This window comes from Nocardia sp. NPDC052566 (assembly GCF_044547285.1).
In the GTDB taxonomy this organism is placed as follows: Bacteria; Actinomycetota; Actinomycetes; order Mycobacteriales; family Mycobacteriaceae; genus Nocardia.
Map to the genome: position 1 here is coordinate 33,901 of NZ_JBIUAF010000003.1, position 22,294 is coordinate 56,194.

General features: G+C 65.6%; 20 protein-coding genes and 1 pseudogene. 13 read left to right on the plus strand and 8 right to left on the minus strand.

Translation table 11 applies throughout. The features are described 5' to 3' along the window. Positions 1-630: 630 nt before the first annotated feature. Entirely contained in the window at positions 631-993 is a 363-nt protein-coding gene (locus ACIG5A_RS14295; RefSeq protein ID WP_397240661.1) for a cystatin family protein, read from the plus strand. A gap of 78 nt (positions 994-1,071) precedes the next feature. Here ACIG5A_RS14295 and ACIG5A_RS14300 read toward each other — a convergent pair whose 3' ends face one another. After that, positions 1,072-1,464, minus strand: a complete 393-nt coding sequence (locus ACIG5A_RS14300; protein WP_397240662.1) for a winged helix-turn-helix transcriptional regulator — start codon at positions 1,462-1,464, stop codon at positions 1,072-1,074. A gap of 62 nt (positions 1,465-1,526) precedes the next feature. On the opposite strand from ACIG5A_RS14300, the gene ACIG5A_RS14305 reads away from it, so the two are divergent. The 5 genes from ACIG5A_RS14305 (at position 1,527) to ACIG5A_RS14325 (ending at position 4,665) form a co-directional block, all read left to right on the plus strand. After that, entirely contained in the window at positions 1,527-2,381 is an 855-nt protein-coding gene (locus ACIG5A_RS14305) for an SDR family oxidoreductase (RefSeq protein WP_397240663.1), read from the plus strand. Positions 2,382-2,586: 205 nt separating this feature from the next. Next, entirely contained in the window at positions 2,587-3,294 is a 708-nt protein-coding gene (locus ACIG5A_RS14310; protein WP_397240664.1) for a cupin domain-containing protein, read from the plus strand. Positions 3,295-3,435: 141 nt separating this feature from the next. Then, a complete protein-coding gene (locus ACIG5A_RS14315; protein WP_397240665.1) occupies positions 3,436-4,050 on the plus strand; it encodes an RDD family protein in 615 nt (204 codons plus the stop codon). A 112-nt stretch (positions 4,051-4,162) separates the two neighbouring features. Further along, positions 4,163-4,372, plus strand: a complete 210-nt coding sequence (locus ACIG5A_RS14320; protein ID WP_397240666.1) for a hypothetical protein — start codon at positions 4,163-4,165, stop codon at positions 4,370-4,372. A 92-nt stretch (positions 4,373-4,464) separates the two neighbouring features. Continuing rightward, positions 4,465-4,665 carry a hypothetical protein gene (locus tag ACIG5A_RS14325; RefSeq protein WP_397240667.1) on the plus strand — a complete coding sequence of 67 codons (201 nt, stop codon included), beginning with the start codon at positions 4,465-4,467 and terminating at the stop codon, positions 4,663-4,665. A gap of 65 nt (positions 4,666-4,730) precedes the next feature. On the opposite strand, the gene ACIG5A_RS14330 is transcribed toward ACIG5A_RS14325, so the two are convergent. Further along, positions 4,731-7,031 (minus strand): MMPL family transporter, encoded by a 2,301-nt coding sequence (locus ACIG5A_RS14330; protein ID WP_397240668.1) that lies wholly within the window; start codon positions 7,029-7,031, stop codon positions 4,731-4,733. A 202-nt stretch (positions 7,032-7,233) separates the two neighbouring features. Further along, a complete protein-coding gene (locus ACIG5A_RS14335; protein WP_397240669.1) occupies positions 7,234-9,543 on the minus strand; it encodes an MMPL family transporter in 2,310 nt (769 codons plus the stop codon). A 208-nt stretch (positions 9,544-9,751) separates the two neighbouring features. Here ACIG5A_RS14335 and ACIG5A_RS14340 point away from each other — a divergent pair, with 208 nt between their 5' ends. The 5 genes and pseudogenes from ACIG5A_RS14340 (at position 9,752) to tgt (ending at position 16,113) form a co-directional block, all read left to right on the plus strand. Continuing rightward, entirely contained in the window at positions 9,752-10,345 is a 594-nt protein-coding gene (locus ACIG5A_RS14340) for a TetR/AcrR family transcriptional regulator (protein ID WP_397240670.1), read from the plus strand. Between the two features lie 146 nt (positions 10,346-10,491). After that, positions 10,492-10,980 (plus strand): RrF2 family transcriptional regulator, encoded by a 489-nt coding sequence (locus ACIG5A_RS14345; protein ID WP_397240671.1) that lies wholly within the window; start codon positions 10,492-10,494, stop codon positions 10,978-10,980. A 69-nt stretch (positions 10,981-11,049) separates the two neighbouring features. Then, a pseudogene (locus ACIG5A_RS14350) lies at positions 11,050-12,774 on the plus strand (ABC transporter ATP-binding protein); the annotation flags it as partial. Between the two features lie 80 nt (positions 12,775-12,854). Further along, positions 12,855-14,774, plus strand: coding sequence for an ABC transporter ATP-binding protein (locus ACIG5A_RS14355; protein WP_397240672.1), 1,920 nt, complete (start codon positions 12,855-12,857; stop codon positions 14,772-14,774). Positions 14,775-14,877: 103 nt separating this feature from the next. Next, positions 14,878-16,113, plus strand: a complete 1,236-nt coding sequence (tgt, locus tag ACIG5A_RS14360; RefSeq protein WP_397240673.1) for a tRNA guanosine(34) transglycosylase Tgt — start codon at positions 14,878-14,880, stop codon at positions 16,111-16,113. 46 nt (positions 16,114-16,159) lie between these two features. Here the strand turns inward: tgt and ACIG5A_RS14365 are convergent, their stop codons facing one another. After that, positions 16,160-16,942 (minus strand): queuosine precursor transporter, encoded by a 783-nt coding sequence (locus ACIG5A_RS14365; RefSeq protein ID WP_397240674.1) that lies wholly within the window; start codon positions 16,940-16,942, stop codon positions 16,160-16,162. A 29-nt stretch (positions 16,943-16,971) separates the two neighbouring features. On the opposite strand from ACIG5A_RS14365, the gene ACIG5A_RS14370 reads away from it, so the two are divergent. After that, the gene (locus ACIG5A_RS14370) at positions 16,972-17,496 is read left to right on the plus strand and encodes a DUF4190 domain-containing protein (RefSeq protein ID WP_397240675.1); all 525 of its coding nucleotides are present in this window, start codon (positions 16,972-16,974) and stop codon (positions 17,494-17,496) included. A 67-nt stretch (positions 17,497-17,563) separates the two neighbouring features. Here the strand turns inward: ACIG5A_RS14370 and ACIG5A_RS14375 are convergent, their stop codons facing one another. Genes ACIG5A_RS14375 through ACIG5A_RS14385 form a run of 3 tightly spaced genes read right to left on the minus strand, consistent with a single transcriptional unit; the run spans position 17,564 to position 19,780 of the window. Further along, the gene (locus ACIG5A_RS14375) at positions 17,564-18,307 is read right to left on the minus strand and encodes an RDD family protein (RefSeq protein WP_397240676.1); all 744 of its coding nucleotides are present in this window, start codon (positions 18,305-18,307) and stop codon (positions 17,564-17,566) included. Between the two features lie 47 nt (positions 18,308-18,354). Next, the gene (gene gluQRS, locus ACIG5A_RS14380; RefSeq protein ID WP_397240677.1) at positions 18,355-19,290 is read right to left on the minus strand and encodes a tRNA glutamyl-Q(34) synthetase GluQRS; all 936 of its coding nucleotides are present in this window, start codon (positions 19,288-19,290) and stop codon (positions 18,355-18,357) included. Between the two features lie 10 nt (positions 19,291-19,300). Beyond that, positions 19,301-19,780, minus strand: a complete 480-nt coding sequence (locus ACIG5A_RS14385) for a DUF309 domain-containing protein (protein ID WP_397241748.1) — start codon at positions 19,778-19,780, stop codon at positions 19,301-19,303. 417 nt (positions 19,781-20,197) lie between these two features. On the opposite strand from ACIG5A_RS14385, the gene ACIG5A_RS14390 reads away from it, so the two are divergent. Beyond that, positions 20,198-20,407: a DUF397 domain-containing protein gene (locus ACIG5A_RS14390; protein ID WP_397240678.1), complete on the plus strand. Its 210-nt coding sequence runs from the start codon at positions 20,198-20,200 to the stop codon at positions 20,405-20,407. Between the two features lie 132 nt (positions 20,408-20,539). Here ACIG5A_RS14390 and ACIG5A_RS14395 read toward each other — a convergent pair whose 3' ends face one another. After that, a complete protein-coding gene (locus ACIG5A_RS14395; protein ID WP_397240679.1) occupies positions 20,540-22,186 on the minus strand; it encodes a cytochrome bc complex cytochrome b subunit in 1,647 nt (548 codons plus the stop codon). Positions 22,187-22,294: the final 108 nt, after the last annotated feature.

Consider the following 22,294-nt stretch of genomic DNA (forward strand, 5'->3'; position numbering starts at 1 on the left):
TCCGTGCGGAGATCGCAGACACCGTGTCGGAAGCCATGACGCACTCGCCGATCTTGTGAACGTTTGAACCCTCCGCACATTCGACCGCCCTCCCCGTAGGTGGTGCTGACGCTCGGCGCGGGGGACGCCCCCTGGGGGTGGGGAGCCAATTCCTGTCGCTGGGAAGTGGGCGCGTAGGCGTGGCCCGGTAACGATTGCGGCCACCGCTCCTTGTTTTCAAGGGCCGGGGCCGCTGGTTTCTCCGGGCACAGAATGGGCACAACTGGGCACGAATCACCGTGATTCGGCGTGAATGACAATAATGTGTTTTTGCAGGTAGAACCGATCTTGGGCCCTTGACCAGCAAGGCGGAAAGGGTTCAAATCCCTCCGCCACCGCCAAAGCCCCTGGCCTGCGATTGCAGGTCGGGGGTTACTTTTTTTTGGTGCGTCTCCGGCGCTACCTCGATCAACCGTTTTGCCGAATCTCCAGAGCATGCTTGTTCGCGCGGAGGTTCTCGGGTGCAACGAGATTCCTGCTGGGCGATGACAACGATCTCGGGTCAGCTGGGTGCTGATTTGCCGGCACCGGTTTCCGGCACGCCACCTCAATTGGTCTCCGGCAGTGACGCGCATCGGATGTAATTCTGCGATGACTCGCGTCGACTTCCGTAAGTCCGCTTCCCGCGCCGTGACTGGGCTTCTGCTCGGGTGTGTCCTGATGATCGTCGCGTCGGCCGCCGCGGTGGCCCAGCCCGGCGGACTATCGGACGCCGACCCGAACGACCCTCGCGTCCAAGATGCCGCTCGGTTCGCGGTCGACCAGCTCAACGGCCAGCCGGGTTCCCAGTACGTGCTGAAGGCCCAGAAGCAAGTGGTGCAGGGCATGAGGTACTACTTGACCGTTTCCTTGGTGGTCGACGACGTCAGGGAAAGGTGTGACGTTGTGGTGTGGGTGAAGCCTGACAACCAAGATGAACTGGTCTCCAGTAGCTGTGTGCCCGAGGCGATGTGATCGGGTTCCGCCCCACGAATGTGCCGCCAATTCGCCTTCGCTTGACCGACACTCCCGGGCATACGGTTCCGCCGCGGCTCACTGTTCCGTCGAGCGTTCGTGGAAGCGGACGATGCTTTCGGCGTTGACGCTGACCCAGTTCAGTAGGCCGTGGAGTTGGTCGGCCACCTCCTTTCCCATGGGGGTCAGGGTGTACGTGACTTGGGGTGGGGTAGTGGGTTCTACTGTGCGGGAGGTGAATCCGTAGGCGGTGAAGGTGCGGAGGTTTTGGGAGAGCATCTTTTCGCTGATGCCGCCTACTCGGTCGCGCAGGATGTGGAAGCGCATGGGGCCGTCGCGCAGGGAGGCGAGGATGAGGACGCCCCAGCGGCTGGTCAACTTGTCGAGGACCGTGCGGGCCGGGCAGTCGCTGTCGAATGCGTCACTCTTCGGGATCGTCGATGGCCTGCGTGCCTGGGAACCAACCTCCATGAACTGAGCTTACTTCCAGGTAGGCCCTTACCGAGAGTTAGCCGCATTCGTAGGGTGAGCTCATGGCTGATATCAATAGGGTTTTGGTGATCGGGGCTACCGGTCATGTTGGCGGACAGGTTGTTTCGCAGCTCGCGGAGACCGGGGTCGCGGTGCGCGCGCTCGCGCGCAAGCCCGAGGCGGCGTCGTTCGCGGCCGGTGTCGAGGTCGCGCCGGGCGATCTGACCCAGCCGGAAACGTTGATCCCTGCGCTCGACGGGGTGGACGCCGTGTATCTGACCTGGCCGCTACTGCCCGCCGCCGCAGCGGATTCGGTGGTCGAGGTGATCGCCGGGCGCACGGGCCGCATCGTTCTGCTGTCCTCCGGTGCCGTTCGCGACGACCTCGAGAAGCAGGACAATCCGATCGGCGAGAAGCACGCGATGGTCGAACGGCCGATCGTGGCCTCCGGGTTGGCATGGACGTTCCTGCGGCCATACGGTTTCGCGACCAACACCTTGGAGTGGGCGGCGCAGACCCGCGTGGGCGATGTGGTCCGCGGCGCATATGGCGCCGCATCGATGACGCTGCTGCATGAGGCGGATATCGCGGCGGTGGCCGTGCGCGCGCTCACCACCGATGGGCATGCCGGGGCGAGATATGTGCTGACCGGTTCGGCTTCGCTGCGCAGGATCGATCAGGTCGCGGCCATCGGCGCGGCGCTCGGGCGTCCGCTGGCGTGGGAGGAGCTGACCCGGGAGCAGGCGAGACGCCACATGGATTGGGTGCCAGCGGAATACGCGGATCTGGTGCTCGACGGATATGCGGCGATGGTCGACGCGCCCGGGCAGCCGACGTCGACGGTGCAGGATGTCACCGGATCGCCCGCGCGCACCTACGCGCAATGGGCGGTCGATCATGCCGCTGACTTCGCCTGATCTGAGCTGGGCGCGATGGTCCCGTGCCGCCCCTTGCGCCGGCGCCGACCCGCCCGGGACTCGGCCAGCTCCGAGCCCGGCGACCACGCGCCCGGAGTGTCGCCTTCCGCTGTGACCAGCGCCATCTGGTTGCGTATGCGAGAGCGGCGCTACCGTGAAACTTAGATTAGCTAACTAAGTGTGGAGCATCAGGAGGGATCACGACATGTCGGACGACTCGAATGCGAAGCAGGACAACAACAATCAAGCCGTGGATCGCAGGGTGCTACTCGGCACCGGCGTCGCCGCGGTGGGGGTGGCCGCCCTCGGCGGCGGGCTGATCGGCGCGGCGGCGGCACAGCCTGCCGCGCCGCCCGCGATCGGTACCGAGGGCGCGCTCGACACCAATCTCAACGAGCGGTCGCATCTGTTCAAGCTGAAAGCCGCGGAGCGGTCGGACTTCGACGGCGGCTACCTCCAGGGCGCCAATGAGGACAATTTCCCTGTCCTGCAAGGACAAAAGGGTTCGGTGTACTTCGTCCACCTCGAAGTGGGCGGCATTCGTGAACCGCACTGGCACCCGAGCGCCTGGGAGTTGAATTTCATCATCTCCGGCAAGGCCAAGTGGACCATTCTCGGCACCCACCCCGACGGCAGCTACCGCAACGATGTCTTCGAAGCCGAGCAGGGCGATCTCGTCTTCGCACCGCAGGGGTACTTCCACTATTTCGAAAACGCGAGCACCGAAGCAGCTTTGGACGTCCTGGTTGTTTTCAACACCAGCGCCAAGGAACCCAATGACGATATCGGCATCGTCGCCACCCTCAATTCCATCCCGCGCGAAGTCCTCGCCGCCTCCTTCGGCATCCCCGTATCCGCCTTCGCGAATGTGCCCACCGACATCAAACCCGTCGTAATCACCCGCCACCGATAGCCGGGCACCCGCGTGTGGCCGCCGGCCGAGGCCACACGCGACGCCACCGGCGATTCGCCGGGCGGCGCCCTGACCTCGGGTTATGTTGATGACCAGTAGGTTCGTCGACGGTGACGAGCCGTCGAGGCGGAGGACGCGCAGATGACCTTCCCGACCGAGCCGAGTGACCCGTACGCCCAGCAGCAAGGCCAGTGGACGCCGCCGCCCGGGTATCCGCCCGCGCCGGGAAATCCCTCGGCACCGGGATATCCGCAGGGCTACGGTGCGCCACCGGCACTGCCCTACGCGGGATGGGGCACCCGAGTCCTCGCCCGCCTGATCGACGCGATCATCGTCGTGATCCCCGCCGGAATCCTGTACGGCATCGGCGCCGTCATCCTGGTCCAATCGCTGGACTGCACGCGCGAACAGGATCCCGCAGGCTACACCACCGAAACCTGCACCACGGACAACTTCCCCGTGGCCGCGGTGATCCTGTTCGTCCTCGCGGCGATCGTCTCCCTCGCGATCCGCCTGTACCTTCTCTATCGCGAGGGCGTGACGGGCCAGACCCCGGGCAAGAAGATGTTCGACATCCGCTTGCTCCGCGAATCCGACGGCCGGACAGTAGGTTTCGGCATGGCCATCGTCCGCGAGCTCTGTCATATCGTGGACAGCCTCGCCTGCTACATCGGCTGGCTGTGGCCGCTCTGGGATCCCAAACGGCAAACCTTCGCCGACAAGATCATGCAGACCGTCGTCATCAAAGCCGGCTGACGCCACACCGCGGCGGCGCGCGGCGGTATTGGTCGAACGCCTCGGTACGGGTGGCCCGCGATGGGACAATCGCCGGAACAAGACACACCCGGCAACGATGCGGGAGACGGCCATGAAACTCGGGAAGACGGGGAGCGTGCTTCTCCTGATCTGGCTGGTGGTCGGCTTCATCGCCGCGGCCCAGCGCCACTATTTCGACAGTGGGCCGATCACCTGCGCCAACTTCGGCAACATCACGCTGACCATCGTCTCCGGACCGCTCAACTACATGGGCGTGAACCCGAAGCTCGGCAATTGTGAGCTGCCGCAGCCGAGTCCGTGACCGCCGGGTGAACCGTGCGTTCCTGGGTATCCGCCGAACAAGAGACGAGTTCGGAAGGACGCGAAGGCATCATGGTCCGCGAGGGTGTAGGAATGCGAATCGGCAGCGTAATTGTCTTGATCTGGCTGGTGATCGGCGTTGTCGCCGCGGGCCAGCGTCACTATTTCGACAGCGGCCCGGTGAACTGCGCGGGCTTCGGCACGATCGCGGTGACGGTACTCGCGGGTCCGCTCAATTACATGGGCGTCAACCCCAAGATCAACGACTGCAACGTGCCGCAGCCGAGTCCGTAGCCGTAGCCGTAGCCGTAGAAAACCTTCGCCCCCACCCGATTTCGGGCGGGGACGAAGGCTGACGCTCAATGGCCGACAGAAACTTGCGCCCGGGCCTGATCGCGCAACTCGGCCAGCTTCGCGCCCTCGACATCGATGTCGAGCACGATCTTGTCCAGCCACTTCGGCATCCACCACGCCCACTTGCCCATCAGCACGAGTAGCGCGGGGATGAGCACCATCCGGACGATGAACGCGTCGAACAGCACGCCCGCCGCCAGCGCGAAACCCATGGATTTCGCGGTCGCGTCGGATTCGAGCATGAACGAGCTGAACACCGAGATCATGATGATGGCCGCGGAGGCGACTACCCTGGCGCCGTGGTGATAGCCGCTGATCATCGCCTCGGTCGGCGGTTTGCCGTGCACGTATTCCTCGCGCATGCGCGATACCAGGAATACCTGGTAGTCCATCGCGAGCCCGAAGACCAAGCCGATCAACATGATCGGCAGGAAGCTCACGATGGGCCGCGGGTCGTCGATCAGGCCGAGCTTGCCCTCCTGGAAGACCAGCACGGTCGCGCCGAAGGTCGCCGCCATCGAGAGCAGGAAGCCGAGCGCCGCCGTCAAAGGCACCAGCACCGAACGGAATACGCCGATCAGCAACAGGAACGCCGCGCCCGCCACGATGGCCAGGTACGGCAGGATCTTGCTGAGCAGCGCGTGGTCGACGTCGGCGTAGATCGCGGTGGTTCCCGTGATCCCGTATTCCATGCCGTATTCGGTGTGCAGCGAGCCCTCGGCGTCCCTGGCGTCGCGCACCAGATCCTTCGTCGTCTGATCGTTCGGACCGGTCTTCGGCACGGCTTCCAGCAGTGCGCCCGCGCCGTCCTGGCTCATCTTCGGTTCGGTGACGTAGTCCATATCCGGTGAGGCGGCGAGCTTGTCGCGCAGTGCCGCAAGCGCGGCGGGCCTGCGCTCCGGCGCGACGCCGGTTAGATCGACCGCCACCTGCAGCGTGCCGTTGCTGCCGACGCCGAAGCCGGCCGTTTGCAGGTCGTACGCCTTGCGGATGCTCGTGCTCTTCGGCATCGAATCCGCGCCGGGCAGACCGAGATTCAGGTTCAGCGCGGGCGCGGCGAGCAGTGCGAGCACGATGATGCTCAGCACCAGCGTGACGACGGGCGCCTTGGCGATGGCGCGGGCGACCCTGGTGCCGTTGGTGACGAAGTTGTCGTCCTCCGGGTCGTGCGCCGCGATGTAGGGCAGTTTCGGCGTGAACAGGAATCGGCCGAATGCCCCGAGCAGCGCAGGCATCAGCGTGATGGCGGTGAGCACCGCGAACGCGGCCGCGATGGCGCCGCCGAGGCCCATGAAGGTGAGGAAGCGGATGCCGACGATGCTCAGGCCGACCAGCGCGATGATCACCGTCATGCCCGCGAACACCACCGCGGAACCGGCGGTGCCGAGTGCGGTGCCCGCCGCCTCCTCGGGTGAATCCTGCACGGTCAGTTCGTGTTTGTACCGCGACACGATGAAAAGCGCGTAGTCGATGGACAGCGCGATGCCGATCATCGAGGCGAGGAAGGTGGTGAAGCTCGGCACCGACATGATCGAGGTGCCGATGAAGATCACCGACATGGCCGCGCCGAGCCCGACCAGCGCGGTGAGGATCGGTACGAACGCCGCGACGATCGCGCCGAAGGCGATGACCATGACGATGAGCGCGACGCCCATGCCGATCAGCTCGGACTGACCGCTCGGCTGCTGCTGCTCCATCGCGATGCTGCCGCCGAGTTCCACGGTGAGCCCGGCCTGGCGCGCGCTGTCGGCCGCGTCGTACGCGGTCTTGCGCTGTTCGGCGGTGACATCGGTGACGCCCTTGATGGTGAACGGAACATTCACCAGCGCAACCGAATCCGGATCGGTCCTGTTCAGCACGTTCAGCGGTGCGCCGCTGCACTTGGAGATGAACGCGGGCGCACCGCGGTCGCCGTCGAGGCAGCCCATCTCGGTGGCGGCGGTGATGGGATCGACCAGCGGTTTGGCGGGGTCGACGATGTCGAGCGTGGCCAGCTTGCTGAGCAGCGCCGCGACGGCCGCCTCGTTCGCCGGATCGGTGAGCTTCTGGCCGGGCGGCGCGGCGATCACGTAGGTTCCGGTCACCGCGTCGAAGCTGAATCCCTGCGACATACCGGGAAAGTGCTTGTCCAGGATGTGGTTGGCCCGCTCCGACGGCAGATTGGGGATGCTGAAATCGTTGCTCATCGGCTTCTGCAGCACCGCGCTCAGCACCCCGAGCAGCGCGAGCAGTACCAGCCAGGCGGGCAGCACGATCCATTTGTTGCGGAAGGCCAGCTTTCCCCACCGATACAGATAGACGGACACAGGATTCTCCTAGCGGTAGCCGGGGTCGTGCTGTCGGTCTGTACGTCTCCGCGCATCCATGGCCTATATACCGTGCGGCCTGCTGAAGCCCGGATCAGTTTCTGAGTCTGCTGTGTAGTAGCTACAAGATCAAGTGATTCGGCCCCGGAAACGCAGTCGGCCCCGCACCCGAAGGTGCGGGGCCGAACGGCCGTGCGGCCTGTCAGCCGACGCTGACCGGGATCTGCTGCGTCGGCGCGGACCGCTGCTGCAGCTCGCGCAGCTTGGTGCCCTCCACGTCGATATCGGGCAGGATCCGGTCGAGCCACTTCGGCATCCACCAGGCCCACTTACCCATCAGCACCAGCAGCGACGGGATCAGCACCATGCGGACCAGGAACGCGTCGAGCAGCACGCCCGCCGCGAGCGCGAAGCCCATGGATTTGGCCGTGACATCGGATTCGAGCAGGAAGCCGCCGAATACCGAGATCATGATGATCGCCGCCGAGGTCACCACGCGGGCGCCGTGGTGGTAGCCGGAGATCATCGCGTCCTTCGGCGACTTGCCGTGCACGAATTCCTCGCGCATGCGGGTTACCAGGAACACCTGGTAGTCCATCGCCAGGCCGAACACCAAGCCGATCAGCATGATCGGCAGGAAGCTGACCAGCGGATGCGGATCCTCGATCAGGCCGAGCTTGCCCTCCTGGAAGATCAGCACCGTCGCGCCGAAGGTCGCGGCCATGGAGAGCAGGAAGCCGAGCGCCGCGGTCAGCGGCACCAGGATCGAGCGGAACACCAGCACGAGCAGGATGAACGCGGCGCCTGCGACGATCGCCATGTACGGCACGATCTTGGCCAGCAGCACATTCGAGACGTCGGCGTAGATCGCCGTCGTGCCGGTGATGCCGTATTCGATGCCGTAGTCCTCGCGCAGCTGCGATTCCGCGGCGCGCGCGTCCTTCACCAGCTTCTGGGTGGACTGGTTGTTCGGGCCCGCCTTCGGCACGCCGTTCATCAGCGCGCCCTCGCCGTTCTCGCTCTTCGTCGGCGCGGTGACGTAGTCCATATCGCTGTAGGACGCGAGCTTGTCGTGCAGCGCGGTGAGCGCGGCGTCGCGCTGGGCGGGCGCGACATTGCTGAGGTCGGCGACGACCTGCAGCACACCGTTGCTGCCCTCGCCGAAGCCCTCGGTGCGCAGGTCGTATGCCTTGCGGATGGTCGAGGTCTTCGGCTGGCTGTCCTCACCGGGCAGGCCGAGGTTGAGTCCGGTCGCGGGCAGCGCGAGCGCGCCGAGCACGATGACGCTCAGCGCCAGCGCCACCGCCGGATACTTGCCGATCAGCCTGGCGAACCGCTTGCCGTTGCTGACGACGCTGTCGTCCTCGGCGTCGTGCTTGGCCACCAGCGGCAGCTTCGGCTTGAACAGGAAGCGGCCGAACGCGCCCATCAGCGCGGGCAGCAGGGTCAGCGCGACCAGGATCGCGAAGGCCGCGGCGATGGCGCCGCCGAGACCCATGAAGGTCAGGAAGCTGACGCCGACGATGCTGAGCCCGCCGAGCGCGATGATCACGGTCATACCGGCGAACACCACGGCCGAGCCCGCGGTGCCGATCGCGACGCCCGCCGCCTCCTCGGGCGAATCCTGCACGGTCAGTTCGTGTTTGTAGCGGGAGACGATGAACAGCGCGTAGTCGATGGACAGCGCGATGCCGATCATCGACGCCAGGATCATGGTGAAGGTCGGCACGTTGATCACCGCGGTGCCGAGGAAGATCAGCGAGGTGGCCGCGCCGACGCCGAGCACGCCGGTGAGGATCGGCACGAACGCCGCGATGAGCGCGCCGAAGGCGATCATCATGACGATGAAAGCCACCGCGTAGCCGATCATTTCGGCCTGGCCGCCGGTGCCACCCTGCTTGGTGACGATGGTGCCGGAGACCTCGACGGTGAGACCGGAGTTGCGCGCGTCGCCGGCGATGTCATAGGCCGCCGCGCGGTTCTCGTCGGTGACGTCGGTGAACTTCGCGATCTTGAACGGCACGCTCAGGAACGCGACGGAATCGGTTGCGGTGGTGCTGAGTACGTCCAGTGGCGCCGCGGTGCACTTCGAGCGGAAGGCGCTGTCGGTGCGATCGCCGGTGAGGCAGCCCATCTTCTCGGCGACGGTCACCGGATTGGTCAACGGCTTGGTGTCGTCGACGATGTCGAGGTCGCCCAGCTTGGCGATGAACGCGTCGATGGCCTCGCGGTTGACCTGGTCGGTGAGCTTCTGGCCCGCCGGTGCGCCGAATACATAGGTGCCCGTGACGGCGTCGGGCTTGAATGCCGCCGACATGCCGGGGAAGTGCTTGTCGAGGATCTCGGTGGCCCGCTCGGACGGCAGATCGGGCATGGTGAAGTCGTCACTGGATGGCTTCTTCAGTGAAAAGCCAAGTCCGGCAAGCAAAACGAAGAGCAGCAACCAGACGGGAAGTACTATCCACTTCCGGCGGAAAGCAAACTTTCCCCATCTGTACAGATAAACGGACACGAGGGGTTCTCCTAGGGAGAGGACTGGGACGTGCTGGGTCGAAGCCTGTAGACAGCACTCTCGCGGGGATGCCCTGCTCGGCCCCGCCTCCACATGACGCTATCTGCCTACCGTGCGGTAGGTAGACTACCGAGGCGATAAGCGGAGGCACAACCTCTATTTTCCCGACACCGTTAGCTAGGCGCACTAGTGATGAGAGGATCATCTAATGGTCGTCCGTGCTGTATCCGATACCGTCGCCGCAGGTGGCGGCACTAAACTCGCGATACGCGACGCCGCGTTGAAGCTGTTCGGCAGCAAAGGTTTCGAACAAACGAGCCTGCGCGAGGTCGCGGATGCGGTGGGAATCACAAAGGCGTCGCTCTACTATCACTATGCCTCGAAGCTCGACTTGCTCGTCGCGATCATCGATCCGATCGTCGATCACATGCGCGAGGTGGTCGACGATCTGACCGCGCACACCCACGACGACGCGGGCATTCGCGCGGTGCTGCAGCACTATCTGGGCGGGATGATCCGCCACCGCGACGCGGGCGCGCTCTGCGTGCGCGACGCCGTCGCCATCATCAACGTGATGGCCGACCGCTATCCGGATCTGATGGATTCGAGCAAGCAGCTGCGCGCCTGGCTCGCCGGACCCGACGCCAGCGACGAGGCGCACCTGCGTGCCTGCGCGGCGCTCGAGATCCTCGGTGTCGCACTGGTGTCCAAGGAGATGGTGCCCGGCGCCGACGACGATCTGGTGGCGAAGACACTGCTCGACTCGGCGATCTGCGTGCTCACCGCGCACGCCGCCGCGTGATCACCTGCTACGGGCAAGCGCTCGTGTCGCTGTGCCTGATCGGCGACACTCCCGGGCCCTGCGTGGTTACGCAGGCGGCCTCCTCCGGGCCCGCGCTCGTGTCGCGTAGATTCGAGCTGGTCATCGGTACGTTCAGGGAGTTGTGAGTGCATATCACCGCGAAGGTGGATTACGCGGTGCGGACGCTGCTCGAGATCGCCCGCGCACCGCGGCTCGACGGCGCCCGCAATCCGACGGCCACCGCGGTGACCACCAAGGCCGATGTCATCGCGGCCGCTCAGCAGATACCGCCGAAGGTGCTCGAAACCGTGCTCGGCGAACTGCGCAGGGCCGAGCTGGTGATCAGCAGGCGCGGTCCGGACGGCGGCTACTGGCTGGCCCGCCCGGCCGCCGAGATCTCCATCGCCGACGTGATCCGTGCGATCGAGGGACCGCTGGCCTCGGTGCGCGGACAGCGGCCGGAGGACGTGACCTATCCCGGCGCGGCCGCGCCACTGCAACATGTGTGGATCGCGCTGCGCGTGAATATCCGTGCGGTGCTGGAGAACGTCTCGATCGAGGACATCGCGGAGAACCGACTACCCGGCTTTGTCGAGGCACTTACCGAGGATCCGGGCGCGTGGGCGCGTAGATGACATGGCATCCATGCAGGTCAGGAAACATCGCGACGCCTGTCACCGTTTGCCGGTAGCCTGCCAGTCATCATGCTGATCAGACTGCTGCGCACCCATCTGGCCCCGTACGGCGCCCAACTGGCCGGGGTCGTCGCGCTGCAGCTGATCTCGGTGATCTCCATGCTCTACCTGCCGAGCCTGAACGCCGATCTGATCGATAAGGGTGTCACCAAGGGCGATATCGGCTACATCTGGAACGCCGGTCTCTGGATGCTCGCGGTGACCCTCGTGCAGATCGTCGCCTCGGCCATCTCGGTCTATCTCGCGGCGCAGGCCGCGATGAGCGCGGGCCGCGATCTGCGCGGCGCGGTACTGCATCGCGTCGGCACCTTCTCCGCGCGCGAGGTCGGGCTGTTCGGCGCGCCGTCGCTGATCACCCGCAGCACCAACGACATTCAACAGGTGCAGCTGCTCATCGTGATGTCGGCGACCATCCTGGTGATGGCGCCGATCATGTGTGTCGGCGGCATCATCATGGCGGTGCGCCAGGACGCCGGGCTGTCCTGGCTGCTGCTGATCGCGGTGCCCGCGCTCGCGATCTCCATGGGGTTCCTGATCGCCAGGATGGTGCCGGGCTTCCGGGATATGCAGACCAGGATCGACGAGGTCAATCGGGTACTGCGCGAACAGATCACCGGTATCAGGGTGGTGCGCGCCTTCGTACGCGAGCGCCAGGAGACCTGGCGCTTCGGCGTCGCGAACACCGAACTCACCGAGGCGTCGCTGCGCGTTGGCAGGCTCGGCGCGCTGATGTTCCCGACGGTGATGCTGATCAGCAATCTCACCGCGGTGGCCGTCATCTGGTTCGGCGGGCAGCGCATCGACTCCGGGCAGATGCAGATCGGCTCGCTCACCGCGATGCTGTCCTACATCATGCAGATCCTGATGGCCGTCATGATGGCCTCGTTCCTGGCGATGATGGCGCCGCGCGCCGCGGTATCGGCCGACCGCATCGGCGAGGTGCTCAGCACCGAATCCTCGGTGGTGCCACCGCGATTGCCGCAGCCGTTCAAGGAGGATCCGGCGACGGTCGACGTGCAGTTCGCCGAATTCGCCTTCCCCGGCGCGGAAAAGCCGGTGCTGTGCTCGGTGCGGTTCACCGCGCGGCCCGGCACGATCACCGCGATCGTCGGCGCCACCGGTTCCGGAAAAACCACGCTGGTCAACCTGATCCCGCGGCTGATCGACGTCACCGACGGCGCGATCTACGTGGGCGGCACCGATGTTCGCCACATCGACCTCGAGCTGCTACGCGAGCAGATCGGCCTGGTGCCGCAGAAGGCCTACCTGTTCTCCGGCACGGTGGCGAGCAACCTGCGCTACGGCAACCCGGACGCCACCGACGAGGAATTGTGGCGCTGCCTGGAGATCGCGCAGGCCGCCGATTTCGTCCGTGATATGCCCAAAGGCCTGGAAACACCTGTCGCGCAGGGCGGTACGACGGTATCCGGCGGGCAGCGCCAGCGGCTCGCCATCGCGCGGGCGCTGGTGAAGAAGCCCCGGGTCTACGTATTCGACGATTCGTTCTCCGCGCTCGACGTGGCCACCGACGCCCGCTTGCGCGAGGCGCTGCGGCCGGAAGTCAAGGACGCCTCGGTGATCATCGTGGCGCAGCGCATCACCACCATCCGCAACGCCGACCAGATCGTGGTGCTCGAGGACGGCAAGATGATCGGTATCGGCACCCACGACCAGCTGATTCGCGAATGCGCCGAATACCAGGAGATCGTGGCCTCGCAGCTCGGCGCCGACGAGGTCGCCGGTGTCGCGCTCGGCAAGCGCGCGACGCCAGGTTCGAACGGTGACGGCCGCGTCCGGCAAGAGGAGAACCGCTGATGCGGCCAGGAGCCCCGAATCTCGGTTCGCCGGATGCCAAGGCGAAGTCGTTCGCGCCGTCGCTGAAGCGGCTGATGCGCAGGCTCGCGCCGGAGAAGGTATACGTCGGGTTGATCCTCGGGCTCGCCATCGTCTCGGTGGTGCTGAACACGCTCGGCCCGTATCTGCTCGGCAAGGCGACCAACCTGGTCTTCGACGGCGTGATCGGCAAGAGCCTGCAGGTGCCGCCGGGTACCAGCAAGGAACAGGTGGTCGAGGGGCTGCGGGCCAAGGGCGACAACACCTTTGCCGACATGCTCAGCGCGATGCACGCCGTCCCCGGTGTCGGCGTCGATTTCGGCGCCGTCGGCCGGGTGCTGATGCTGGTGCTGGCGCTGTACATCGGCGCGTCGGTGTTCGGCTGGCTGCAGGCGTACCTGCTCAACATCGTCATCAACCGCACGGTGAAGCGGCTGCGCAGCGATGTGGAGGACAAGATCCATCGACTGCCGTTGCGCTACTTCGATTCCGCGCCGCGCGGCGATGTGCTGAGCCGGGTCACCAACGACGTCGACAATGTCTCGCAGACGCTGCAGCAGACCATGAGCCAGTTGATCGTCTCGGTGTTCTCGGTGCTCGGCATCCTGATCATGATGTTCTGGATCTCGCCGCTGCTCGCGGTGGTCGCGCTGCTCACCGTGCCCGCCGCCATCGTGGTCACCGCGCAGATCGCGAAGCGGTCCAAACCGCACTTCGTGAACCAGTGGAAGTTCACCGGCATGGTGAACGCGCAGGTCGAGGAGGCCTACACCGGGCACGAGGTGGTCACCGCGTTCGGGCGCAACCGCGAGGTCGGCAAGGAATTCGACAAGCGCAACCAGGACCTCTACGAGGCGAGCTTCAAGGCGCAGTTCATCTCCGGCCTGATCATGCCCGCCATCATGTTCCTCGGGAACGTGAACTTCGTGCTGGTCGCGCTGGTCGGCGGCCTGCGGGTGGCCACGGGCAATCTGTCGCTCGGTGATGTGCAGGCCTTCATCCAGTACTCGCGCCAATTCAGCCAGCCGCTCACCCAGATCGGCGCGATGGCCAACCTGCTGCAGTCCGGCGTCGCCTCGGCCGAACGGATCTTCGAGATACTCGACGCCGACGAGCAGAGCCCGGACCCGGTGATGGCCGATACTCGCCCGGTCGATCGCGGCCGTGTCGAATTCGAGGGCATCTCGTTCCGCTACGAACCGGAAAAGCCGGTGATCGAACGGCTTTCGCTGGTCGCGGAGCCGGGCCACGTCGTCGCCATCGTCGGCCCGACCGGCGCGGGAAAGACCACGCTGGTGAACCTGCTGATGCGCTTCTACGAGCTGGACGCGGGCGCCATCACCATCGACGGCGTCGACATCACCGAGATCACCCGCGATCACCTGCGCTCCCGCCTCGGCATGGTGCTGCAGGACACCTGGCTGTTCAAGGGCACCATCCGGGAGAACATCGCCTACGGCAACCCGAACGCCGGCGAAACCGAGATCCTCGCCGCGGCGCGCGCCGCCTACGTCGACCGGTTCGTGCACGCGCTGCCCGACGGCTACGACACCGTCATCGACGAGGAGGGCACCGGCGTCAGCGCGGGTGAGAAGCAGTTGATCACCATCGCCCGCGCCTTCCTGGCCAAGCCGTCCATCCTGATCCTGGACGAGGCGACCAGCTCCGTCGACACCCGCACCGAACTGCTGGTCCAGCACGCCACCGCCGCACTGCGCCGCGATCGCACCAGTTTCGTGATCGCGCACCGGCTCTCGACCATCCGCGACGCCGACCTGATCGTCGTCATGGAGGCGGGCCGCATCGTCGAGCACGGCACGCACGACCGCCTGCTCGACGAGCGCGGCGCCTACTACCGCCTCTACAACGCCCAGTTCGCCGCAGCCGCCGCAGACGCTTGACCGCCTCTCCGCCGGGTCGAGGGGCGTTGGCGGCCGGCGGTTGGGCGCCGGGCTGACCAGGACGCGGCGCCATGCTTCCGGCGGAGCCTGAGAGGATGTCCGGGTGTCTGATCCCGCGAATTTCTCGTTCACCGTCGGTACCCGCCTCGAGGGGCGGCACGGCCGATCGGGTGTGATCAGCACGCCGCACGGCGATATCGCGACGCCCGCCTTCATCCCGGTCGGCACCAAGGCGACGGTGAAGGCGGTGCTGCCGGAGACCATGAAGGAACTCGGGTCGCAGGCGCTGCTCGCCAACGCCTACCACCTCTACCTGCAGCCGGGCGCGGACATCGTGGACGAGGCGGGCGGCCTGGGCAAGTTCATGAACTGGCCCGGCCCCACCTTCACCGACAGCGGCGGCTTCCAGGTGATGTCGCTCGGCGTCGGCTTCAAGAAGGTGCTGGCCATGGAGGCCGTCGACGTGCAGAGCGACGACGTGATCGCCAAGGGCAAGGAGCGCCTAGCGCACGTCGACGATGACGGCGTCACCTTCCGCTCGCATCTGGACGGTTCGAAGCATCGCTTCACCCCCGAGGTGTCCATGGGCATCCAGCATCGGCTCGGTGCCGACATCATGTTCGCCTTCGACGAGCTGACCACGCTGCTGAATACCCGTGGCTACCAGGAGAAGTCGCTGCAGCGCACGCACGAGTGGGCGCAGCGCTGCATCGATGAGCACGAGAAGCTGACCGCGGCCCGCACCCACCGTCCCTATCAGGCGCTGTTCGCGGTGATCCAGGGCGCGCAGTACGAAGACCTGCGCCGCAAGGCATGTCGCGAGCTGGAGACGATCCGCGGCGCCGAGGGCAGCGAATTCGATGGTTACGGCATCGGCGGCGCGCTGGAGAAGCACAACCTCGGCACCATCGTCGGCTGGTGCTGTGACGAACTGCCCGAGCACAAGCCGAGGCATATGCTCGGCATCAGCGAGCCGGAGGACATCTTCACCGCGGTGGAGAACGGCGCGGACACCTTCGACTGCGTCAACCCGTCGCGGGTCGCGCGCAATGCCGCCATCTATGTCGCCGAGGGCAGGTTCAACATCAACACCGCGCGCTTCCGCCGCGATTTCACCCCGATCGACGACACCTGCGACTGCTACACCTGCGCCAACTACACCCGCGCCTACATCCACCACCTGTTCAAGGCCAAGGAGATGCTGGCTGCCACGCTCTGCACGATCCACAACGAGCGCTACACGGTTCGGCTCGTCGACCGCATTCGCGACAGCATCGAGGGCGGCTACTTCGACGACTACAAGGACGAAACCCTCGGCCGCTGGAAGGGCCGGAGCTAGCCCGCCTCACAAAATCTGTCGTCGCTGGTGCGTGCGATCGCGCAGCTCAGGCGCGCAATGCCTCGAGTTCTCTCGGGGCGTAGCTCGGCTCGTGCTTCTTGAGCAGCGCGATCACCCGGTAGGTGATGGGCAGCACGATGACCTCGGCGAGTGTCTTCCACAGGAAGCCGATGATCACGTAGTTGATGAAGCTGGCCCAGCTGTCGATGCCGATGGCGGTGGCCGCGATCGAGCAGAAGATGAGGGTGTCGCCGAATTCGCCGACCACCGTCGAGCCGATCAGCCTGGCCCACAGATGCTTTTCCTTGGTGCGTTCCTTGATCAGCACCAGCGTCGCGGAATTCAGCAGCTGCCCGACGAAATAGCCGGCGAGACCGGCGATCACCAGCTGCGGCGTCGTCCCGAGGACGGCGCGGAAGGCGTCCTGGTTCTCGTAGAAGGAGGCGGCGGGCAGGCCGACCGCGATGGCGAAGCACGCCACCATCACCAGCAGTGCGCCGAAGCCGTAGTAGATGGCGCGGCGGGCGGCGCGGAAGCCGTACACCTCGCTGAGCACATCGCCGAGGATGTAGGCCAGCGGGAAGAGGAACCAGGCGCCGTCGGTGGTGATCGGCAGGATCTGCAATGGTCCGAGCGACACCTGGTGATCGCCGAAGTACTCGACGCCCTTGGTGGCGCAGATATTCGAGATGATCAGCGTCGCGGTGAACAGCGCGACGACCGGTGTGTAGTACCCCCGCGCGGCTTGGGCGAACGCCGCATGCTCAGGCGCGGGGCGCCCAGGCTCTTCGTGTTCTTCGTGTTTATTCGACTCACTCACGCGCTTCATCCAACCAGGTTGTGGAATAGGCTGTAGCAATGACGAATCCCGGCGATTCCGACGAATGGTGGAAGCAGTACGGCGGTCAGGGCGTGTCGCCGGAATCGGGGACGCCGGGCTCGGTCCCGCAGTACCCGAACGCCGATCCGTCCGGATACTCCTCGGCGCCGCAGTATCCGCAGCAGCCCGCGCAGCCGCTGACCCCGCAACCCCAGCCGCAGCAGCAGTACGGCCAGCCCTATCAGTCGCAGCCGCAGCCGTATCAGCCGTCGAACTACCAGTACCAGGCGCCGTATCAGCCGTACGGGTATCCGCAGCAGCTCGGTACCAACGGCATGGCGATCGGTTCGCTGGTCGCTTCGCTGCTCGGGCTGGTCACCTGCGGAATCTCCTCGATCGTCGGGATCATCCTCGGGGTCGTCGCGCTGAATCAGATCAAGCAGAACGGCCAGGAGGGCCGCGGTCTCGCGCTGTCGGGCATCTGGGTCGGCGCCGTCATCGTCGGCCTCGTCGTGCTGTGGTTCATCCTCGTGCTGATCAGCGCCGCGTCGTCGTCCACGTAGTACATCGAAACGTCAAGGGGGCGCTCCCGTTCGGGAGCGCCCCCTTGACGTTGTCCGGAGATCCGCGTCAGTTGTCCTTGACGACCTGGGTGCCGCCGGCCAGCTTGTCGTGCCAGCCCTGCTTGTTCGGGTCCTGCTCGATGGTGACGGCGATGTAGATCATGATGCCGACCGAGGCGAGGAAGCCGAGGCACGGAATGATGTTCAGCGGGATGAACAGGTTGCGCATCAGCGACGTCTTCGGGTCGATCTTGGCCGCGCCGCCCGGCGGCACGACGCGGATCTTCAGCAGCTTCTTGCCGACCGACGCGCCCATCTGGATTTCCGTCACCACGAAGTACGCGGTGACCAGGCCCCAGAAAATGACGCCGCCGAGGATCGAGCCTGCGAGGCCGCCGATGACGCCCGAGAAGATCCAGTAGATGATGATCGCCGGGATGCCCGCGACGAAGATATCGATGAGCCGGGCGAGGAAACGGTTCACCAGATCGGCGGGCTGGCCGCCGCCCTGTCCGCCGAAGCCCGGCGGCTGTCCGTACTGCTGGCCATAGGGCTGCTGCGGCTGGCCGTACGCATCCTGCGGCTGTCCGTACTGCGGCTGCTGGCCGTAGGGCTGCTGCGGCTGCCCGTACTGGGGCTGCTGTCCATACTGCGGGGGCTGCTGTCCGTACGGCTGCTGCGGCTGTCCGTACTGCTGGCCGCCCTGTTGGCCGCCCTGCGGAAACTGTTGACCGCCTTGCGGGTACTGCTGCCCATACGGCTGCTGCCCGCCCTGCGGATACTGGTTGGGGTCGTACCCACCGCTCGTCATGTTTTAGTCCTCGTCCAGTGATCAGTCGATCGGGTCGCTTGCGTACGTTACGGACATAGGTTGGGTTGCAACAACCCATTCTCATCGAGTATCCACGGTTCTTTCGGCAGATCGGCGCTGTCGAAATGCCCGAGTAGCTCGGCGGGCGTCGTACCGGTGTAACCGAGCGAACGCGCCAGCGCCGCGACGATCTGCTCGGGCGTGTTGCCCAGCGCGACCCGGTCGGCGAGGGTCACCGCGCCGTCGCGCTTGGCCAGCCGCACGCCCGCTCCGTTCAATACCAGTGGCACATGCGCGTAGTGCGGTACCGGCAGGTCGAGCAGCGACGCGAGATAGGCCTGGCGCGGGGTCGACGGCAGCAGATCGTCGCCGCGCACCACCTGGTCGACACCCTGTGCCGCATCGTCGACCACCACCGCGAGGTTGTAGGCGGGGATGCCGTCGCCGCGGCGCAGCACCACATCGTCGACGGGTCCGCGGTAGCGCCCGTGCAGCTGGTCGACGATCTCGAATTCGGTGATATCGGCGCGCAGCCGCAGCGCGGCAGGCCTGCCGTCGGCGAGATGACGTGCGCGTGCCTCGGCGCTCAGTGTGCGGCAGGTGCCGGGGTAGGCGCCCATCGGTCCGTGCGGCGCCGTCGCGGACTGCTGGATTTCCCTTCTGGTGCAGAAGCATTCATAGGTGCGCCCGGCGGCGGTGAGCCGTTCGATCGCCGCGTTGTAGTACGGCAGCCGGTCCGATTGCCTGAGCACCGGCCCGTCCCAGTCGAGACCGATCGCGGCCAGGTCGGCGAGCTGGCGCTCCTCGGCGCCGGGGCGGACCCGATCCAGATCGTCGACGCGCAGCAGGAAGCGCCTGCCGCTGGCGCGGGCGAACAGCCAGGCGAGCAGCGCCGTGCGCAGATTTCCCAGGTGCAGGTCGCCGGACGGGCTCGGCGCGTACCGGCCCGCGCCGAACTGGTCGGTTGTGCCGGTTCGATCCACGCCGGCCATGTTATGCCCGCAGCCGAGGCCGTAATCGCTCGGCCGGTACGGTCTCGCCCGCGTCCAGTGCGGCGAGCAGCATTTCCGCGTACACGATCAATCCAGCACGATCGATTTCATAGGGCACTTCGCCCCCCGGCGCATAACCGGACAATCGGGTCGCCGCACGTGTCAGCAGTGTCCGCGCCCCCTTGGGATTGCCGCGCTGGATGTGCGTGATCCCGACCGCCAACTGCGCCAGCGCTTGCCACAGCATCCGCTCGGCGAACGGCCCGTTCTTCCACGCGGCCTCTAAAACCTCGTGCGCGTTGAATGCCAGACCGTCATCCAGCAGTTGCTGGGCGAAGGTCAGAGTTTGCTGGGGTGGTAGGTCCAGATCATCGGGAATTCGCTCGACGCCTGCGCTGCCCGGTGGCAATGGCCGCCCGAATCTGTCACGTGGGCGGGCATTACGGGCGCGTCCTGACTCGTCGCGAGCACGTTCGACCATGTCTCCCATCATCCACGGCCAGCGCGGTGCCCGCTCGTGAAAGTGAGCCTTCGCTAAGAACTTTGGACCGATCACGGAGTAATCACAACGGTCGAAGTTGGGGCGGTATATCGCCATCTGGAAAGAATGCTGACAACCGGCAATGTCTCCGCAACATTTCATCTTCGCAATGTTGGCAGCTGCGATTGTTGAATAGACAAGAGCCGAGCAAACTTTCGTCGAACCTGCTAGGGTTATCGCGGGGACAACCCCGAGGGGTTAATTCGCCCCGATGCAGTGCGATCACGATGCACCCGTGAGAGTTGCGCGCTTCTACCAGGCGCACCGCGGTATTCGACGTGCCACGTCGGGTGCCGGTGCTAGTTAGAACGATGCCAGAAGAAATCTCGTTCTCGACGCAGCAAAGGAGCTAGTGCCGTGAAAGTTGATTCGACCGGTGCGGTGTGGCGAAAGAGCAGCCACAGTGGCCCGGACGGGAACTGTGTTGAAGTCGCTTTTCTCGTCGATGGCAATGTCGGGGTCCGCGACACCAAGGACAACGGAATCGGCCCGGTGTTGGCGTTCACTCCGGGCGAGTGGGACGCATTCCTAAATGGGGTCACCGAAGGGGAGTTCCGGCGCGCCTGAGCCCTCTCGCGCCTGAACCAGGCAGTGCGGGCCCCGGGTCGATCGGCTCGGGGCCTTCGCGGAGTTCGAAGTCTGCACGATCGCACCGCGGCACCGACGTATTCCGTCGGTGCCGTTTATTGATGCTGCGGTCTATTGATGTGTCGACCCGTTGCTCCGTGCCTGCTCCGCACTCTGCTCTTGGTAGGAGCGCAGCACCGCGAGCTGCTTGCGCTCCTCCTCGTGCTCGGTGGCCAGATTGGTCTGCGACTCCTGCCACGGATCGGCGCGCAGGAAGCTGCCGGTGCCTGGTTTGCCCGCCGAGCCGAGTTTGCTCATCTTCTTCGGTACCGGTGCGCCCTGATAGGCCAGCGGAATCGGATGGCCGTGCTCGTCGACCGGACCGAGTGGCTGATGCAGCTCGATGTACTCACCGTGCGGCAGCCTGCGCACCACCCCGGTCTCCACACCGTGCTCGAGCACCGCGCGGTCGCCGCGCTGCAGCCCGAGACACATGCGGTACGCGGCGAAATAGGCCAGCGGCGGCAGCAGCAGAATCCCGATCCGGCCGACCCAGGTGGTCGCGTTGAGCGAGACGTCGAACTTGTAGGCGATGATGTCGTTCACACAGGACAGCGTCAGCACCACGTAGAACGTGATCGCCATCGCGCCGATCGCGGTGCGCACCGGCACATCTCGCGGCCGCTGCAGCAGGTTGTGCGCCACGGTGTCGCGGGTCAGCCTGCGTTCGATCCACGGATAGGTGATCAGCATGGTGAACACCAAGCCCATGATCAGCGCACCCCAGACGGGCGCGGGCACGGTGTAGCGGCCCAGGTACAGCTCCCACGGCGGGATGAGGCGCATCATGCCGTCGGTCCACATCATGTAGAAGTCCGGCTGGGTGCCCGCCGACACCTCGGCCGGGTTGTAGGGACCGAAGGCCCAGATCGGGTTGATCTGGAACAGGCCGCCGAGTATCGCGAGGATGCCGAGGGTGAATGCGAAGAAGGAACCCTGATCCAGCGAGAACACCGGCACGATACGGGTGCCGATGACGTTCTTCTCGGTGCGTCCCGGTCCCGGATATTGCGTGTGCTTCTGGTACCAGACGAGCGCGATATGCGCGGCGATCAGCGCGAGCATGATGCCGGGGAACAGCAGCACATGCGCGATGAACAGGCGTGGGATGATGATGTTGCCCGGATAGTCGCCGCCGAACATCAGCCAGTGCAGCCAGGTGCCGATCACCGGCATGCCGAGGGTGATGGACGAGAAGGCCGCGCGCAGCCCGGTGCCGGAGAGCAGATCGTCGGGCAGCGAATAGCCGAAGTAGCCCTCGAACATCGCCAGGATCAGCAGCAGCGCGCCGATCACCCAGTTCGCCTCGCGCGGTTTGCGGAAGGCGCCGGTGAAGAAGACGCGGAACAGGTGCACGATGATCGACGCCGCGAAAAGCAGTGCCGCCCAATGGTGGATCTGGCGGACGAACAGGCCGCCGCGCACCTCGAAGGACAGATTGAGCGACGTCTCGTACGCTCGGGTCATCGTGACACCGCGCAGCGGCTGGTAGGCGCCGTTGTAGACGACCTCGGTCATCGAGGGATCGAAGAACAGCGTCAAGTAGGTGCCGGAAAGTAGCAGCACGATGAAGCTGTACAGCGCGATCTCGCCGAGCAGGAACGACCAGTGCGTCGGAAAGACCTTGTTGATGGACCGTTTCAAGAAAGCCGCGGCGACATAGCGCTCGTCGAAGCCGTTGGCCTGCGCACCGACCGCGCGACCGAGTTGTGTTGCCATCGCCGACACCCCGCCCCTGGGTGAGAGGTACTTGTTCTACTACAGAAGGTAGCAGGGGCTGCGGCGGTAATCGATGGGTTTGCCGAACCCCGTGCGGAACAAGATCTT